Raw genomic sequence first — 17,907 nt, forward strand, 5'->3', positions numbered from 1 at the left:
ACTCCTGTCGGCAGAGGGGGTGACGCCGGCCGGGGCTGTCTGCGGTCAGGCCGCGTCGGCCCACTCCGGGCCGGCGGGTCGGGCGGCCGGGAGGGCGCCGACCGGGCCGGGCGGGGCGAGTTCGGCGGCGGAGGCGGTGCCCAGGGCGTCGATGGCGTCGAAGACGCGTTCGCAGTTGCCGCCGCCGCGGTGGACGAAGAACTCCTCCACCCGGGCGCGGTGTTCGGGCTGGACGGTGAAGTCGCGGCCGATGGCGGCGATGATCTCGTCGACGGCCTGGTCGACGGTGCGGCAGACCGGGCCGAAGCCGTCCTCGGCGAGGTTGAAGTAGCCGCGCTTGTAGTGCCGCCCGTAGAAGTCCTCCTCGTCGAAGGGGACGTAGACCAGCGGGATGCCCATGTAGGCCACGTCGAAGAACACCGACGAGTAGTCGGTGACCATCAGCGAGCACTCCTTCATCGCCTGCTGCACATTGCGGGTGTGCGGGTCGGCGACCTGGATGGACGGCGAGGAGAACTGGAAGGTGTGCAGGTAGGGGCGGATCTCGTAGTGCGGGAAGAACTCCAGGTCCACGCCGAAGTGGTCGAGGGCGCGGCCGAGCCGGGGATCGGAGAGGAGGGACTTGTAGAAGCGGTAGTACTCGGACTGGGTGAAGCTCGTCCTCGCCGGTCCGGCGGACTTCTTGTAGGAGGCGGTGACGATCCACTGCCGCCAGGTCGGCATCAGCAGGATGCGCGGCTTGTCGCGGCGTTCGCGCTGGAGGGCGTCGAAGCGCGGGAAACCGACCGGTCGGGCGCGGTCGCCGTAACCGGCCTCCAGGGCCATGAAGTCGCGCTCCTGGCGGCCCGCGGTGACCAGCAGGTCGTAGCTCGCGATGCGCTGGTCGGCGCCGGAGGTCACGTCGTTGTAGGTGACGCCGTGCTGGAGGAAGACCCGCTGGTAGCGGACCAGTTCGCCGAAGCGGTGCAGGAAGAGCGCCTTCTTGTAGCCCTCGGGGACCAGGTAGGACTCGGAGTCGTAGGAGCCGATGAGCTTGGTCGCGTGCAGCAGGTACACGCGGTGTTTGAAGGAGCCGAGCTTCAGGATGTTCCCGAACGGCGCGACCTTGGCGTGGTCGGGGCTGGCCGCGTCGATCACGTAGTACACGTTGCGGCGCCTGCGGTGCAGCCGGGCCCACTTGAAGAAGTGGTACGAGTTGTCCTGCGCGGTGTCGGAGCGCTCGCCGACCAGCCAGATCTCCTTGCCGTGCAGGAAGGGATGGGTCAGCCAGTAGGCGAGGCGCATCCGCCAGCCGGGGTTGCGGGTGCGCAGGATGCGCAGTTCGCGGCCGGTCCGCCACAGCGCGTGGCGCAGGCGGGCGGTGCGGCCGGGTGCGACCAGGCGCAGGTGCAGGGCGTCCTGGGCGCCGATGGTCAGCATGTACGGGTAGCGGCCGACCTTGCCGGGGCCCTTGAGGCGGTGCAGGGCGAGGCGGGCCTTCATGACGACGTTGCGGTGCCGGGTGCCGTCCGCGCGGTGCACCCGCAGCCGGAAGTCACCGACGCCGAACCCGGTCCCGGCGAGCTTCGCGGCGGGGATCTCCGCGTACCAGCCGGCGTACAGGTCGCGGTTGCCCCGGGCGTTGTACAGGTCGCGGCGGTAGACCTGGGTCAGCGGGACGGTCACCTTGGTGTCGCGGACCTGGTAAACGAGTTCGAGGCGGTTCGCCGTCGGGCCGGCGAGGTCCAGGCCGGGGAAGGCCATACAGCCTTCCAGGACCAGTACGTCGTCGCGGGTGCGGACGCTCTCCACGACCACGTTGGGGTCCTTGACCCGGGCCGCCGCGCTGTGCAGCCGGCCGCCGGGGAAGGTGCGGTAGAAGCCGTCGTCGTCGATCTCCACCGCGGGCGGGGCCTCGGCCAGGGCCGGTTCGGGGTCGGCGAACAGCGCGAAGTTGCCGGTCCGGGCCGCGTAGTGGTCGAGCTGCTGGGCGGGGCTGGTGACGAACTCGGTGATGACGTCGTCGGGGATCTGCGCGTAGTGCCGGTGCAGGTCCGGGAACATCTCGGCGAGCTGGGTACGGCCCATCACGTTGCGGGCGTTGCAGAGGAAGCCCTTGTAGGTGCGGGTGGCGTAGCGCTGGAACATCCGGCGGATCTCGGGGCGTTCCTCGCCGCTGTAGTGCAGCAGGAAGTGGTTGAGCCGCAGGTGGTCGCGGTAGTTGGCGGGCTTGCTCCACAGCGAGTCCATGATGGACGAGCCGTCGGGGCGGCCCCGGTACCAGTAGACGGGCCGGTCGACCAGGCTCAGGGTGCGGGCGCGGAGCATCGCGGGCAGGGTCAGCCAGGCGTCCTCGAAGTGCACGCCCTCGCCGAAGCGCAGACCGAGGCGGCGCAGCAGGTCGGTGGAGAAGAGCTTGTTGCAGGCCGAGCCGCTGAAGATCATGTCGGGGATCTCGGCGAAGTCCGTGATCAGCCGGTCGCCCCGGCCGAAGTAGTCCTTCCAGGGGCCGTAGGGCCGGTCGGGGAAGTTGACCAGGTCGCCCATGACGACCTCGGAGCCGTCGCGGCGGGCGGCTTCCAGCAGGGCGGCGAGGGCGTCCTCGCCGAGGATGTCGTCGGAGTCGAGGAAGGTGACGTACGGGGCGGCGACCCGGTCGAGGCCGGTGTTGCGGGCGTTGCCGAGGCCGCCGTTGCGCTGGTGGACGACGGTGACGTTGGCGTAGTGGGCGGCGAACCGCTCCAGCATCCGGGGCGTCTCGTCGGTGGCGCCGTCGTCGACCAGGATCACCTGGGTGGTGGCGAAACCGCGCTGGGCGGCGAGGGAGGCCAGGCAGTCGTCGAGGTACTTGGCCACGTTGTAGCAGGGGACGACGACGGCGAGGTCGAAGGGACCGCTCAGCCGCCGGACGGGCGGGTGGATCCGGTCGCGCCACCACATCCAGGGGGCGTCCGGGTCGTTCTGCTCGGTCTCGAAGGTGCGCCGGCCCGCGGTGGCGGAGCGCAGGGCGAGGTTGCCGCTGACGGTGCGGTAGCCCTCGTACTCCTCGCCGTCCCGGTCGAAGGTGAGGCCGTCCAGGGTGATGTCGCGGACGCTCAGCGCGGAGCGGGAGCGGCTGCGCTTCCACTCCACGACGACCGAGACGTTCCAGACGGTGGCGTCGGCGAGGTCGTCGCCGAGCAGCTTCACCAGGTCGACGCTGCCCGCGAAGGTCAGCAGGCGTTCGTCGACCTCGACCTCGGGGATCGGGACGACCACGTCCTTCTTGGTGTGCCGGTTGCGCACGGCCAGCGAGAGGGAGACCGGGTCGCCGGCGCCGATCCGGCCGAAGCGGTTGACGAGTTCACCGGTGTACGACAGCTCGGTGCGCTCCACGCGCCAGGAGTTGAGCTGGGCGAAGAGCGGGAGCTGGGTGACCGGGGCGGCGGCCAGGCCCAGCTCGGTGACGTCCAGCATGCGGCGGGCGTCCGGGAGGTGCAGGTGGTCGGCCGACCAGTAGACCCGGCCGTCCTCCTCGATCAGGTGGGAGGAGAAGACGCTCTTGCGCTGGGTGTAGTCCAGCGTGGTGAGGGCGGCCTCGATCTCCTCGTACATCAGGAAGTAGGCGCGCACCCGGTCCACCGGGCCGCACAGCTCGAAGGCGTCCTCGCTCAGCGAGAACAGGTACGAGCTGACGATGTCGGCGAAGCGCTGCTGGAACCCGGCGTCGCCCTCGGCGAGGGCGCGCATGTACAGCCGCAGGTCGTGGGCGAGGAACTTGGCGTCCTTGCGCACCTTCAGCTGCCACAGCCCGCGCTCCAGCAGGAACCGGTCGGTGGCCCGGTGCACCGCGATCCGGTCGGTGATGCTGCGCAGTTCGCCGGTGCGGCCGGTGATGGAGGTGCCGTCCGGCTCCCACATCCAGCGGTAGACGGGCTCGGTGAGGACCGTGATGCCCCGGGCCAGGCAGCCGGCGACGGTGGAGAAGTAGGTGTCCTCGTAGAAGACGCCCTCGGGGAACCAGACGCCGCACGAGCGCAGGAACTCCACGCTGTAGAGCTTGGCGGCGGCGATCGGGTCGGAGAGCAGCAGCGGGAACTCCTCCAGGGAGGAGACGGTACGGCCCATCGCGTAGACCTCGGAGGCCCAGGGCTCGGCGTCGCCGGTGGCCCGGTTGACGCGGACGGCCTTGCCGGCGGTGATGTCGCTGCCGGTCTCCAGGGCGCTCGCGACCAGCCGTTCGCAGGCGCGGGGCGGGAGTTCGTCGTCCGCGTCCAGGAACATCACCCAGCGGCCCTCGGCCTGGGCGATGCCCCAGTTGCGCGGGGCGCCCACCCCGCCGCTGTTCTCCCTGCGGCGCAGGACGCGGACCCGGGGGTCGGTGCCGGCGAAGTTGGCGACGACCTCGACGGTGCCGTCGGTGGAGGCGTCGTCGACGACGATCACCTCGACCAGCTCGTAGGTCTGGTTCAGCGCCGACTGGAGTGCCTTGCCGATCGTGGTGGCCGCGTTGTGGGCCGGGATGACCACGCTGACCCAGGAGTTGCCGCCGTCGTACGCCTCATGGGATCTCATCAGTGGTTCTCCCGGCCCGCCGGGGCCTTGTGTGCGGTCCGCACCTGTCCGACCTGGGTGAGCGGCATGGTGTCGCCGTGCAGCACGGGGATGTGCGGGAGTCCCCCGGCCACGGGGTTCGGCTGCGGGTACGGCCGGAAGAAGGGGTCCTCCTCCGGCTCCGGGGCCTGGTAGCGCTCGTCGGCGAGCAGGGCGTCGGCCGCCGCACGGCGGTGGCGGCCCCGGTGCAGCTGCGGGGCGATGGTGCCGCCCGCCGGGCCGGAGTCGGGGTTCAGCGCCTCCATGACCCTGGTGAAGTCACGGGTGGAGAGCCAGAACTTGTACATGATGACGAGTTCGAAGAGCACCAGCACACCCGCCGAGATCGCGGTGGTCCACAGGATCTGGCCGATCAGCGGGCCCACGATGAAGACGAACATCTGGAACTCGATGCCGCTGAACAGGTGCGGGCGGATCCGGGTGCGCAGCATGGCCCGGCGGATCCGGGTGTACCAGGGGAACTGGTCGCGGAACTGCTCGTGCAGGTCGACGACGTTGCCGGCGCCGGACTCGGCGCGGAGGGTCTCGGCGGGGGTGTGGGGGTTGTCGCGGAGCAGGTCCTCCATGAAGACGACCGGTGCGCCCTCCATGGAGGAACGTTTCGCCTCCACATCGGCCCGGGTGACCTTCTCGATCTTCGTCCGCATCGCCATGCGCATCTTGTAGATCTGGAGCGCGTCGACGTAGCGGAGCATGTCGAGGAAGACCACGACCAGGGCGGCCACCAGGTAGCGCTCGTCGTCGTGCGGCAGGAACTGGCCGCCCATCAGGGCGAGGGCGCAGAACAGCACGCGGATGCGGTCGAAGACGTAGTCGAGCCAGCCGCCGAAGACGGTGCCGTTGCCCTTGAGACGGGCCAGCTTGCCGTCGATGCAGTCGAGGATGAAGCTCACGTGGTAGAGCAGGGCGCCGATGATCAGGGACTGCCGGTCGCCCTCCAGGAAGAAGCCGCCCGCGGCCAGCCCGACGAACAGCGCGGCCCAGGTGACCCGGTTCGGCGTGATGAAACGGAACCGGGCGACGACCAGCAGCAGTCGGGTGGCGACGGGGTCGACGAGGAAGACCGTCCACCAGGCGTCTCGCTTCTTGCAGGTCAGTTTCTGGACAGCCCGCAACGAAAGCCTGGCCATAACCCCCCAGTCACCCCTCAAACAGGACACATCGCCCGTTGCGTTCACAGGCCAATCACATCAGCGACCCGAACTTTAACAATCCTTCACTTAAGTGTCGACACGCATTGACCTGCGATTGACCGCGATGTGGATCACAGCCCTCCCGTACAACCCTTTGCGATCTTCACAATGGGAAACCGTGACGAACCCTTGGGGCTTGCTTGGCTCATGCCTTGCGATCGGGCGCCAAGGGCGTGTCGAGGGTAGGAATCCAGCCATCCGCTTGGCAGTTCGGCAGACCGGGCTCAGCCGCCCACCGCGCGCCAGCCGTCGAGCACGAGCCCGTCCCCGCTCTCGTCCCGGCGGGCCACCAGCAGCCGGCCGCCGGGCAGCCGGGTCGCCACGGCGAGTCGGCCGCTCCGGCCGACGGCGGCGGCCGGAGCGCCGAACGAGCGGGCACCGGCCTCCTGCCACCACACGCCCGTGTCGGGCCGGCCGGCCGGATGCGCGCCGAGCGCACAGGTCCCGTCGGTCCCCCGGCCGACCAGCACGGAGTAGCCCCAGCCCGCGAGTTCGACACCCCGGGCCGCGGACGGCGCGCCGGACCCGCTCTCCGGGTCGTCGAGCGGATAGGGGCCGGGGGCGCCCGGCCGCCAGAAGCAGGTCCGGCCGGTACGGGCGTCGCGGAACAGGACCGCGCCCGGCTCGGCGGCCGGGGCCAGGCTGCCCGGGCGGGCGGCGAACGGAAGACCGCGGTCCTCGCGCCAGGTGCCGTCCGGGCCCTGGCACCAGCGCAGCACCGCCGAGGTGTCCCGGGCCCGGGCGAACAGTTCGACCCCGCCGTGCTCGGCGGTGACCGCGACCAGGTCGTCGGCGACCCGCAGCCCGCTCAGGTGCTGCCACGGCGTCCACCCGCCGTCGGCCGACCGGCGGCGGTGGCTCACGCTGTGCCCGAAGTTGCGCACGAAGACCCAGAGGTCCCCGGCGGCGTCGAACGCGGCCGCGGGAAAGCCGACTTCGCGTCCCTTGCGCCAGGCGGCGGCGTTCGGGCCGCCGAGGGTGGACCAGGGGGCGAGCGGCCGCCCGGTGCGGTACTGGGCCGTGTGCACCACCTCGACGTCCACCCCGCCGTCGCCGCGCGCGGTCCGGCGCAGCCCGAGCAGATGCGGCAGCCCGTGCGGATCGCGGACCACGAGCAGGCCGGGCAGCAGCCCCGGTCCCTCCAGCAGTTCCGGGCCGCGCCACCGGCCGCCGGGCAGTTCCTCGTGCCAGCGCACCACACCGGCGGCCGTGGGCCAGAACGCGGTGAGCCGGCCGTCGAAGCCGGCCGAGAGCCAGTTCACCGGCGCCGGGTGGCGCACGGCGGCGGTGCCCCCGGGGCCCTGTTCGGCGCGCAGGCAGTCCACGTACAACGGCCGCCCGGTCTCGGTCTGGTGGGCCCGGGCCGCGGCGAGCGCCACGGCGGCGGTCTCGGTGTGCGCGTCCGGCACCCCGTAGGAGGGCACTCCGCTCGCCTCGTCCATCCCGGTGTGCACGGGGTCCGGGTCAAGGGTGTGCAGCCGTTCCGGATCGAGCGCGCGCAGTTCCTCCCGCAGGGCCGGCAGCGCGTCCGCGGGGTCGACGCCGAGCACCCGGGGACCGCCGTGCGCACGGCAGCCGCGGCTCTCGGCCGCCGCGAGCGCCCGGTCCAGGGCCGCCCGGCCGTCCTTGGCACCGGCCCGCAGGCAGACCACCGCGATCTCACTGCCGGACACCGCCCCTTCCACCACCGCCACCGCGTCCCGCGGCTCCGGCACGACGACGGCGACCAGGTGTCCCCGCCCGTCCGGCACCCCACCGGAACCGACGGGACCGGTAGACCTGGCGGACCCGGCAGACCCGGCGGACCCGGCGGACCCGGCGGACCCGGTGAACCCGGCGGAGCCAGCAGACCCGGCGGACCCGGCAGACCCGGCGGACCCGGCAGACCCGGCGGACCCGGTGAACCCGGCGGAGCCAGCAGACCCGGCGGACCCGGCTGGCCCTGTAGAGCCGGTAGACCTGGCGGACCCAGCGGACCCGATGGGCCCGGCAGACCCTGTAGAGCCGGCAGACCCGGCGGACCCATCGGATCCGGTGAACCCGGCGGAGCCGGGTGACCCTCTGCGGCCGGACCTGCGTGTCATGCCCTCACGTCCTTCGGCCGGTGGCTGCTCACAGCAGGCTCCAGTCGCCCAGGGTCAGCCCCGGGCCGTCGTCCTGGCGGGCCAGTGCGAGCCCGCCGTCCTCGGTCTGGGCCATGAGGACGACCCGGCCGAGGCCGTCGTGGGCCAGCACCGGATCGCCCTGGCAGACGGCGCCGGTGTCGGTCCACCACACCCCGTGGTGCTCCGCCTCGGCCCCGCAGGCGCCCAGCACGAGGCGGCCCTCGGTGTCCCGGTGGGCCAGCACCGTGCAGGGGTGGCCGTCGAGGGTGGTGGCGAGGGCCGCGTGCCGTCCGTCGCCCGGGTTCCCGCCGAGCGGCACCGGCCAGTTGCCGGGGCGGACGGCGACGGCGCCGCCGCCGACCGCGTCGGTCAGGTAGAAGGTGGCCCGGCCGGGCGAGGTCTCCAGACCGCACGCCGAGCCGGGCAGCGGTACGACGCCCGGCTCGGGGCCCCGCTCCGGGACGGCGCCCGGCCTCGGCTGACACCAGGTCAGGGCTCCGGTGCCGGTGGGGGCGAGGAGATGCGTCTGCCCGGTGGAGGTGGCCACGGCGGCCGGTGCGTCCAGGACGGCCGCGACCTTGAGGTCGAGCCAGGGCTCCCAGCGACCCCGGGCGTCCTCGCGGCGCAGGGCCAGCCGTCCCTCGGCCGTGGCGACCAGGATGTGCAGGGCGCCCGAGGTGTCGACGACGGCCGTCGGGGCGCCCATCTGCGCGGTGCGTTCCCGCTTGGCGTGCGGGTTGCCCGCGGACCGCCACTCGCTCAGCGGGCGGCCCGCCTGGTACTGGATCGCGTAGACCAGGTCCACGGCGGGCGCCGCCTCCCCGGTGCCGCGCACTCGGCGGCCGACCAGGTGGGCGTAGCGGTTGCGGCCCTGGGCGACGGTGAGTTCGGACACTCCCTCGACCGGCAGCACGTCCGGGCCGAGCCAGTCGGGGCCGCCCGGGCGGGTCTCGGTCCAGCGCAGCACGGCGCCGTCGACGTGCGCGTAGGCGAGGAGCCGGCCGTCGTGCCCGGTGAGGAGCCAGGGCCCGGACCGCACGGTGCGGCCCGCCGGGGTCCCGCCGACCGGCCGCGCCGCGGCGACCCGGTCGCGCACGGAACCGGCCATCAGCGGCGGGCCTCCGGGTGGCGGCGGCACCAGCCGGCCCAGGCCGAGGTGACCATGGCACGGGCGTCGTGGCGGGCCGTCCAGCCCAGTTCCGCGCGGACGCGGTCGGCCGAGGCGACGACCCGCGCGGGGTCGCCGGCGCGGCGCGGGGCCGCGACCGGGGCGGCCGCCGGGCCGTAGCCGGTGACCTCGCCGATCAGGGTGATCATCTCGCGGACGGAGACCCCCTCGCCGCGGCCGATGTTGACCGTCAGGTCGCTGCCCGGTTCCCGGCCGGGCAGCGCTCGCGCGGCGGCGAGATGGGCGGAGGCGATGTCCTCGACGTGGATGAAGTCCCGTACGCAGGTGCCGTCCGGGGTGGCGTAGTCGTCGCCGAAGATCACCGGGGCGCTGCCCTCGGTGAGCTTCTCGAAGACCATCGGGACGAGGTTGGAGACGCCGGTGTCCGCGAGGTGTCCGGCGGCCGCCCCGGCGACGTTGAAGTACCGCAGGCAGGCGGTGGTCATCCCGTGCGCGCGGCCGGTGGCGCGCACCAGCCACTCCCCCGCCAGCTTGGTCTCGCCGTACGGGTTGAGCGGGACGCAGGGGGTGTCCTCGGTCACCAGGTCCACGTCGGGCATGCCGTAGACGGCCGCGGAGGACGAGAACAGGAAGTGGCGTACGCCGGTCCCGGCGGCGGCCTCCAGCAGGGTCCGCAGGCCCTGGACGTTCTCGTGGTAGTAGTGCAGCGGCCGTTCGACCGACTCGCCGACCTGCTTCTTGGCCGCGAGGTGGACCACGCCGTCGATCCGGAGGTCGGTCAGGGTGCGCCGCAGGAGGGTGCCGTCGAGCACCGAGCCCTTGACGAAGGTCACATCGTCGGGGACCCGGGCGGGGTCGCCCGTCGAGAGGTCGTCGTACACCGCGACCCGCTCGCCGGCGGCGAGCATCGCGCGTACGACATGGGCGCCGATGAAGCCGGCACCGCCTGTTATCAGCCACGTCATGGCGCGCATACTATTTCTTTGGCTGCTGTTTACAAATACATCACCGGTTGGGCATGATCGTGCGGTCGTCTGCCCCTTGTACGGTTTGCCCGTACGGTTTCGACCGGGCAGCACCACCGGGACCGGCCACCCCCCACCCGAGTCCTCACCCACCGCACCGCCCCGCCGGGGCACGACCTTTGAGGATTCGAAGCAGGATGAGCCATGTCCCGACGCCCAAGCGCGAGCGCACCGGCAAGCGCCGGACCGGCCGCTGGATCCTGCTCGCCCTGGCCGTTCTGGTCATCGCCGGAGCCGGTACCGGTTACTGGCTGTACAGCGACATCGACGGCAACATCAAGGGCGTCGACATCGACCGGGCGATCGGCGACGACCGCCCCGAGAAGCTGCCCACCTCGGGCCAGAACGTCCTGATCCTGGGCTCGGACTCACGGGCCGGCGCCAACGCGAAGCTGGACGACACCAAGGTCTCCGGCGCCCGTTCGGACACCGCGCTGGTGATGCACATACCCGAGGGCCGCAAGAAGGCCGTCGCGATCAGCATCCCCCGCGACACCCTGGTGACCCGCCCGAAGTGCACCAAGGCGGACGGCACCGAGGTCGCCTCGGCGAAGCGTGTGATGTTCAACTCCATCTACTCCCAGGTCGGCCCGGCCTGTGTCGTCAAGACCGTGGAGCAGATCTCCGGGGTCCGCATGGACCACTACGTCGAGGTGGACTTCGCCGGCTTCAAGGACCTGGTGGACGCGATCGGCGGGGTGACGATCACCGTCGACCAGGACATCCACGACTCCTCCAGCGGTCTGAACATCACCAAGGGCACCCACAAGCTGAACGGCACCCAGTCCCTGCAGTTCGTCCGTACCCGGCACGGCATCGGCGACGGCAGCGACCTCGGCCGGATAGGCCTCCAGCAGCAGTTCCTGATCGCCCTGCTCGCGGAGATCCAGCAGCAGGACCTGCTGGGCAGCCCGGTCAAGGCGTACAAGATCGCCGACAAGCTCACCGCGGCCCTCACCACCGACTCCGAACTCGCCTCGCTCACCAAGCTCGCCGAGTTCGGCCGCAGCCTGAACGGCGTCAACCCGTCCACCATGGAGACGATCATGCTCCCGGTGGCGTACGACAAGGTCGACCCGAACCGCGTGGTGGCCGCCGAACCGCAGGCGTCGACGCTCTGGAAGGCGATCCGCACCGACTCCACGATCCCCGAGTCGGCCAAGAAGTCCCCGGCCACGGGCGGCAGCTGACGGCACATCCGGCCGGTCCTTCAGACCGGTCCTTCGGGCCGGGCCCCAGCCGGGCGCGTCAGGCCTCGCGCCAGGCCTCCAGCGCCAGCCCCGGCTCGTCCTTGCGGCGGGCCAGCAGGATCTGCCCGGTGGACGGCGACCGGGTCGCCGCGGTCACCCGGCCGTCCCCGTCCGTGGTCAGGGCGACCGTCGCGTCCGCCGGGAGCTGCGGTCCGGACTCGGTCCACCAGGCGCCGGCCCGCTCGTCCTGTGTCGGATACGCGGCGAACGCCACCCGGCCGCTCGCCGAGCGCTGGGCGAGCAGGGTGCAGTCGTACCCGTCGAGTTCGCAGCGGACCGCCGCGACCGGGCCGGGCCCGGCGGAGGGCAGCAGGGTGTACGGCTTGCCGCCCGGCCGCCAGGCGCACAGGTCGCCGGACTCGTCGGTGTAGTAGACGGTCGTGCTCTCGGCCGAGGTGGCGAGGGCGGCGAGGGTGCCCGGGCGGACCGGGGATTCGAGCGCCTCCTGCAGCACCGGCGGCTTGCCCGCCGTCTCCTGGCGCCAGTGCAGGATCCCGCCGGGGACGGCCGCGTACAGCTCCACCCGCCCGGACTCGCCCGTCACCGCCGCCAGCCCGTCCTCGACCAGCCGGCCCTTGAGATCCCGCCAGGGGTCCCAGCCGCCCTTCTCCTTCTGCGCGACCATGCCCACCCCGCGCCCCCGGTTGCGGACGAAGACATGGGCCCGGCCCTGCGCGTCCACCGCGACGGCCGGGGCGCCGGTGACCTGGCCCTTCTTGCTCGGGTGGCCGATCGGCTTCCAGTCCAGGGCGGCCAGGTCCGGCCGGAAGTGCGTGGAGTGGACGAGCCCCGACTCGCCGTCCACGGTGGGCCGCCAGGCGACCAGGTGGGCGTACCCGTCGGCCCCCTGTCCCACCGCGAAGCCGGGGAGCAGCCGCTGCTCGCCGCCCACTTGCCGGGGAGTGCCCCAGGGGCTGCCGGGGCCGCGCTCGGCCCGGCACAGCACGGTGTCGCCCGACGGCAGATAGACACTGAGCCGGCCGTCACGGCCGCGGAGGAGCCAGTCGCCGTTCACCGCTTCACTCTAAGCGGGGCCGTTCGCGGCAGTGGCCCGGCCCCGGGCATGCGAGGCTGGAGGCATGGAAGACGAAGCTCCCCTGCTGGTCATCGTCGACGGCGCGAACGTCGTCGGGTCCCGGCCGGACGGCTGGTGGCGGGACCGCAAGGGAGCCGCGGAGCGGCTGCGCGACCGGCTGGCCGAGCAGGGGCTGCCCGGGCATCCGACCCCGGTGGAACTGGTGCTCGTCGTGGAAGGCGCGGCCCGTGGAGTGGAGTCGGTGCCCGGGGTACGGGTGGAGTCGGCGCCCGGCAGCGGCGACGACCGCATCGTGGAGCTGGCCGCCGACGACCCCGGCCGCCCCCGCCTCGTCGTCACCGCCGACCGCGAACTGCGGCGCCGGGTGACGGAACTGGGCGCGGAGGTGGTCGGGCCGCGCTCGGTGCTGGGCTAGGACCCGCCGCCGGACGGCCGCCGACGTTCAGGGCACCCGTGCGTACAGCACCGCCCCGTCGACCTCGCCCACCTGCTCGTACCGTGCCGCGAGGAAGCGGCGCAGGCTGGGGACGCGGTCGGGGCCGTAGCGCTTGCCCCGGGAGTCGTCGATCACCAGGGCCGGGGCCCGGTCGGCCAGTTCCGCGCGGAAGACCGGCCAGCTGCCCTCGACGGCGTACTTCTCGCCGACCTGGGGGCCGTCCCGGCCGCCGCTGAAGTTGGTGAGGAGACCGGCGGTGAGGTAGCGGGTGGCGGGGGTGCGGTCGGCGAGCCAGTACGTCTCCGGGTGTATGCCCCACACCAGGACCGGGTCGCCGGGCGCGGTACGGCGGTCGAGGGTGACCGCGAGCCGCTGGGCGTGCGCGAGTTCGGGCCGGGGGGCGAGGAAGCCCCAGGTCAGGAAGAGGACGCAGGCGCAGGCCGAGGTGAGGACGGCGGCCGAGGTCCGTTCCCGGGGCAGGATCTGCAGCGCGGCCGTGGCCAACAGGGCGACGGGCGGGGTGAGTTGCAGGAAGTAGTGGCCGAAGAAGTGGAAGCCGAGGGTGACGGCGATCCCCGACGCGGCCAGCCACAGCCACAGGTCGGCGGCGCCGGTGCGGGCGATCCGCAGGGCGCGCGCGATCGGCCGCAGCAGTCCGGCGCAGGCCGCGGCGAGGATCGCGGTGTTGGTCAACGCCCGGGCCAGGACGTGGAGTTCGGAGCCGGTGAAGGAGGCGTAGGCGCCGGAGCCGGTGACCGTCCAGAAGGCGAAACCGGCCGGGTCGGTGACCAGAGCCGCGCCGAGCACGGGCAGGACGACACCGGCGGCCAGCCGCGGCAGCGCTCGGCCGGGGGTGCCGTACCGGTGCAGCAGGAAGAGCACCGGCAGCAGCACCGCGCCGCCGGTCTGCTTGGTGAGGAAGGCGCAGGCGACGGCGGCTCCGGCCGCGCCCCAGCGGCGGCGGTCGGCGCACCACATCGCGGCGGCCGTGCACGGCAGTATGAACACCTCGAAGGTGGCCGCCTGCGCGTCCTCCGGGTTGAGCCCCACCGAGACCAGCAGATACAGCACCCCGGCGCTGCGGCCCGCGCGGCCGCCCCAGCGGCGCCGGGCGATCGAGGCCAGCAGCACCGCCGTGGCCAGCTGGGCGAGCACCGCGAGCACCCGGACCGGGGTGAGCGACCCGGACCCGAAGACCGCGAACACCCCCTCGTACAGCCAGGGCAGCAGCGGCGGCTTGCGGTCCACCACCGTCTCGTACAGCTGTCCGCCCCGCGCCAGTATGCGGGCCTGTACGGCGAGATAGCCCTCGTCCGGGTTCCACAGCGGGCGCAGGAAGGACGGCACCCGGGTCACACAGGCCAGCAGCGCGAGCAGCGGCAGCAGCCGCGCCCAGTACCCCTTCCCTGCGACTACGGACCGTGGCGGGACGAGGGGTGCGACAAGCATGGAGAGCACGCTATCCGGCCCCGCAGTCCCACCCGGACGGGACATACGGGGCCGGAGTGGCGAGCCTGGTGTTCACGGAGCGTCCACCGGTGTCCGCTCCTGTCCGGCGAGACGGCTGTGCGAGCGGCCGTAGAGGAAGTAGACGACGAAGCCGATGACCATCCAGATGGCGAACCGCAGCCAGGTCTCGGCGGGCAGGTTGAGCATCAGCCACAGCGAGGCCAGCACGGACACGATCGGCAGCACCGGCACCCACGGGGTGCGGAAGGAGCGCTCCAGGTCGGGGCGGGTGTTGCGCAGGATGATCACGCTGATCGCGACGACGATGAAGGCGAAGAGGGTGCCGATGTTCACCAGTTCGGCGAGTTCGCTGAGACTGGTGAAGCCGGCGACGATCGCGATGACGACACCCAGCAGGATGGTCGGCCGGTACGGGGTGCGGAACCTCGGGTGGGTGTGCGAGAAGAACCGGGGCAGCAGCCCGTCCCGGCTCATCGCGAAGAACACCCGGGACTGGCCGAGGAGCAGGATCATGCAGACCGTGGTCAGGCCGATGGCGGCGCCGAAGCTGATCAGGCCCGCGAACCAGGGGTGCCCGGTGGCCTTGAAGGCGTCGGCGAGCGGGGCGTCCACGGACAGCTCGGTGTACTTCTGCATGCCGGTCACCACGATGGCCACGGCGACGTACAGCAGGGTGCAGATGATCAGGGAGCCGATGATGCCGCGCGGCACGTCCCGCTGGGGGTTGCGGGTCTCCTCGGCGGCGGTGGCGACCACGTCGAAGCCGATGAAGGCGAAGAAGACGACGGAGGCGGCGGTGAAGATGCCCATCACGCCGAAGTTGGAGGGGGCCCAGCCGAACATCAGCTGGATCAGCGGCGCCTTGAGGTTGCCGCCGGCCGCGACGGGCTCCTTGGGCGGGACGAAGGGGCTGTAGTTGCCGCTGTGGATGAAGAAGGCGCCCGCGATGATGACGACCAGCACGACGGCGACCTTGATGGCGACGACGACCGAGGTGACCCGGGCGGAGAGCTTCATGCCGACGACCAGGATCGCGGTGAGGACGAGGACCAGGGCGGCGGCGAGGATGTCGAAGCCGAAGCCGTGGGCGCCGTCGCGTCCGCTGAGGTACGCGGGCAGATGCCAGCCGGCGTTGTCGAGGAGCGAGTGGATGTACCCCGACCAGCCGACGGCGACCACCGCCGTGCCGAGCGCCAGCTCCAGCACCAGGTCCCAGCCGATGATCCACGCGGGGAACTCGCCGAGCGAGGCGTACGAGAAGGTGTACGCCGAACCGGCGACCGGGACGGTGGAGGCGAACTCGGCGTAGCAGAGTGCGGCGAGGCCGCAGACGACGCCGGCGACGACGAAGGAGAGCGCGACGGCGGGGCCCGCGGTGTTCTTCGCGGCGGTGCCGGTCAGGACGAAGATGCCGGTGCCGATGATGACGCCGACGCCGAAGACCGTGAGGTCCAGGGCCGACAGCGACTTCCTGAGCGCGTGTTCCGGTTCCTCGGTGTCCTTGATGGACTGTTCGACGTTCTTGGTCCTGAAGAGCGTGCTGCTCACGTGCCTACCTCCCGAGAGGGCCGGGTGTGCGTATGCCCGGCAAAGGCAGGTTCACGCAGATGGGCCGGTCTCGCCACCGGAGGGGAAGCGGGACCGACCCATCGGGGTGGTTCGGGTTTGGTCGGGGGCTGCGGGTGGGTGGGGGCTGGTCGCGCAGTTCCCCGCGCCCCTTCGGGGCACGCCCCAGCTAGGGACGCCTCAGATCAATCCCTCGCCGGTTCCACCGAGCTGACGTCCGTCGGCTGGCCGTCCAGCTTCGCGACCAGGCCGGTGACCTGGCGGGCGATGTCCGGGGCCGTGAGGCCGATCTCCGCCATCACCTCGGCCCTCGACGCGTGGTCGAGGAAGCGGGGCGGGATGCCGAAGTCGCGGAGGGGGACGTCGACGCCGGCGTCGCGCAGGGCCTGGGCGACGGCGGAGCCTACGCCGCCGACGCGGCTGTTGTCCTCGACGGTGACGACCACCCGGTGGCGCTCGGCGAGCGGGGCCATGGCCTCGTCGACCGGCTTGACCCAGCGCGGGTCGACGACGGTCGTGGAGATGCCCTGCCTGTCGAGGAGGCCGGCGATCTCCAGGCACATGGGGGCGAGGGCGCCCACGGAGACGAGGAGCACGTCCGGGGTGTCGGTGCCGGGCTCGCGCAGGACGTCCATGCCGCCGACCTTGCCGACGGCGGGGACGGCGGGGCCGACCGCGCCCTTGGAGAAGCGGACGACCGTGGGGGCGTCGTCGACCTCGACGGCCTCGCGGAGCTGGGCGCGGACCTGCTCGGCGTCGCGCGGGGCGGCGAGCCTGAGGCCGGGGACGACCTGGAGGATCGACATGTCCCACATGCCGTTGTGAGAGGCGCCGTCGGTGCCGGTGACGCCGGCCCGGTCCAGGACGAAGGTCACCCCGCACTTGTGCAGGGCCACGTCCATGAGGACCTGGTCGAAGGCGCGGTTGAGGAAAGTGGCGTACACGGCGAAGACCGGGTGCAGGCCCGCCGTGGCGAGGCCGGCGGCGGAGACCGCGCCGTGCTGCTCGGCGATGCCGACGTCGTAGATCCGGTCCGGGAAGGTGTCCGCGAACTTCTTCAGGCCGACCGGCTGGAGCATGGCCGCGGTGATCGCGACGATGTCCTTGCGCTCCTTGCCGAGCTCGACCATCTCGTCGCCGAAGACGGAGGTCCAGTCGGCGCCGGAGGCCTTGACCGGCAGGCCGGTGTCGGGGTGGATGGGGCCGATGCCGTGGAAGCGGTCGGCCTCGTCCTGGAGGGCGGGCTGGTAGCCGCGGCCCTTCTCGGTGAGGCAGTGCACGATCACCGGGCCGCCGAACCGTTTGGCCCGGGCCAGCGCCGACTCCAGGGCCTCCATGTCGTGGCCGTCGATCGGGCCGACGTACTTCAGGCCCAGGTCCTCGAACATGCCCTGCGGGGCGATGAAGTCCTTCAGCCCCTTCTTGGCGCCGTGCAGGGTGTCGTAGAGCGGCCTGCCGACGACCGGGGTGCGCTCCAGCAGGTCCTTTCCGCGGGCGAGGAACCGCTCGTAGCCGTCGGTGGTGCGCAGGGTCGCCAGGTGGTTGGCGAGGCCGCCGATGGTCGGGGCGTACGAGCGCTCGTTGTCGTTGACGACGATGACCAGGGGGCGGTCCTTGGCGTCGGCGATGTTGTTCAGCGCCTCCCAGGCCATGCCGCCGGTCAGGGCGCCGTCACCGATGACGGCGACGACGTGGGCGTCGCGTTCGAGCAGCTGGTTGCCCTTGGCGATGCCGTCGGCCCAGCCGAGGACGGTGGAGGCGTGGCTGTTCTCGATGACGTCGTGCTCGGACTCGGCCTGCGAGGGGTAGCCGGACAGGCCGCCCTTCTGCTTCAGCTTCGAGAAGTCCTGCCGGCCGGTGAGCAGCTTGTGCACGTAGGACTGGTGGCCGGTGTCCCAGAGCACCTTGTCCTTCGGGGAGTCGAAGACGCGGTGCAGGGCGATGGTGAGCTCGACCACGCCCAGGTTGGGACCGAGGTGTCCGCCGGTCTTGGAGACCGCTTCCACGAGGAAGCTCCGGATCTCCTCTGCCAGCTGGACCAGCTCCTCGGGGCTGAGCCGGTCCAGATCGCGCGGTCCCCTGATACGGGTCAGCAGCGGCACCCGTGCCTCCTTGCAGTAGAGCT

11 protein-coding genes are annotated in these 17,907 nt (G+C 72.2%); 2 read left to right on the forward strand and 9 right to left on the reverse strand.

The annotated features are described in order from the left end of the window. Positions 1 to 45: 45 nt before the first annotated feature. The 5 genes from ACIPSJ_RS35115 to galE form a co-directional block, all read right to left on the reverse strand. Positions 46 to 4,533 carry a glycosyltransferase gene (locus tag ACIPSJ_RS35115; protein ID WP_401351855.1) on the reverse strand — a complete coding sequence of 1,496 codons (4,488 nt, stop codon included), beginning with the start codon at positions 4,531 to 4,533 and terminating at the stop codon, positions 46 to 48. Next, positions 4,533 to 5,702 carry a CDP-alcohol phosphatidyltransferase family protein gene (locus ACIPSJ_RS35120; RefSeq protein WP_401351858.1) on the reverse strand — a complete coding sequence of 390 codons (1,170 nt, stop codon included), beginning with the start codon at positions 5,700 to 5,702 and terminating at the stop codon, positions 4,533 to 4,535. The genes ACIPSJ_RS35115 and ACIPSJ_RS35120 overlap by 1 nt, the downstream gene beginning before the upstream one ends. A gap of 287 nt (positions 5,703 to 5,989) precedes the next feature. After that, positions 5,990 to 7,516, reverse strand: coding sequence for a hypothetical protein (locus ACIPSJ_RS35125; RefSeq protein ID WP_401351860.1), 1,527 nt, complete (start codon positions 7,514 to 7,516; stop codon positions 5,990 to 5,992). A 361-nt stretch (positions 7,517 to 7,877) separates the two neighbouring features. Then, complete coding sequence (locus tag ACIPSJ_RS35130) at positions 7,878 to 8,978, reverse strand: hypothetical protein (RefSeq protein ID WP_401351863.1); 1,101 nt, start codon at positions 8,976 to 8,978, stop codon at positions 7,878 to 7,880. Continuing rightward, entirely contained in the window at positions 8,978 to 9,964 is a 987-nt protein-coding gene (gene galE, locus ACIPSJ_RS35135) for a UDP-glucose 4-epimerase GalE (RefSeq protein WP_401351866.1), read from the reverse strand. The genes ACIPSJ_RS35130 and galE overlap by 1 nt, the downstream gene beginning before the upstream one ends. Before the next feature lie 197 nt (positions 9,965 to 10,161). On the opposite strand from galE, the gene ACIPSJ_RS35140 reads away from it, so the two are divergent. Further along, positions 10,162 to 11,214 carry an LCP family protein gene (locus ACIPSJ_RS35140; RefSeq protein ID WP_401351868.1) on the forward strand — a complete coding sequence of 351 codons (1,053 nt, stop codon included), beginning with the start codon at positions 10,162 to 10,164 and terminating at the stop codon, positions 11,212 to 11,214. Positions 11,215 to 11,272: 58 nt separating this feature from the next. On the opposite strand, the gene ACIPSJ_RS35145 is transcribed toward ACIPSJ_RS35140, so the two are convergent. Next, on the reverse strand, positions 11,273 to 12,289 hold the full coding sequence (locus tag ACIPSJ_RS35145; RefSeq protein WP_359217160.1) for a hypothetical protein: 1,017 nt from the start codon (positions 12,287 to 12,289) through the stop codon (positions 11,273 to 11,275). Positions 12,290 to 12,353: 64 nt separating this feature from the next. Between ACIPSJ_RS35145 and ACIPSJ_RS35150 the strand changes: the two genes are divergently transcribed. Beyond that, positions 12,354 to 12,725, forward strand: coding sequence for an NTP pyrophosphohydrolase (locus ACIPSJ_RS35150; RefSeq protein WP_355724014.1), 372 nt, complete (start codon positions 12,354 to 12,356; stop codon positions 12,723 to 12,725). A gap of 27 nt (positions 12,726 to 12,752) precedes the next feature. On the opposite strand, the gene ACIPSJ_RS35155 is transcribed toward ACIPSJ_RS35150, so the two are convergent. From ACIPSJ_RS35155 to dxs, 3 genes are all read right to left on the reverse strand, one after another. Further along, on the reverse strand, positions 12,753 to 14,195 hold the full coding sequence (locus ACIPSJ_RS35155) for a glycosyltransferase family 39 protein (protein WP_359217166.1): 1,443 nt from the start codon (positions 14,193 to 14,195) through the stop codon (positions 12,753 to 12,755). Between the two features lie 72 nt (positions 14,196 to 14,267). Continuing rightward, positions 14,268 to 15,764 carry an amino acid permease gene (locus ACIPSJ_RS35160; RefSeq protein ID WP_401351872.1) on the reverse strand — a complete coding sequence of 499 codons (1,497 nt, stop codon included), beginning with the start codon at positions 15,762 to 15,764 and terminating at the stop codon, positions 14,268 to 14,270. A gap of 203 nt (positions 15,765 to 15,967) precedes the next feature. After that, complete coding sequence (gene dxs / locus ACIPSJ_RS35165) at positions 15,968 to 17,884, reverse strand: 1-deoxy-D-xylulose-5-phosphate synthase (protein WP_401351875.1); 1,917 nt, start codon at positions 17,882 to 17,884, stop codon at positions 15,968 to 15,970. Positions 17,885 to 17,907 lie beyond the last annotated feature (23 nt).

Origin of the sequence: Streptomyces sp. NPDC090088, assembly GCF_044747345.1 — a bacterium.
Classification (GTDB): Bacteria; Actinomycetota; Actinomycetes; order Streptomycetales; family Streptomycetaceae; genus Streptomyces.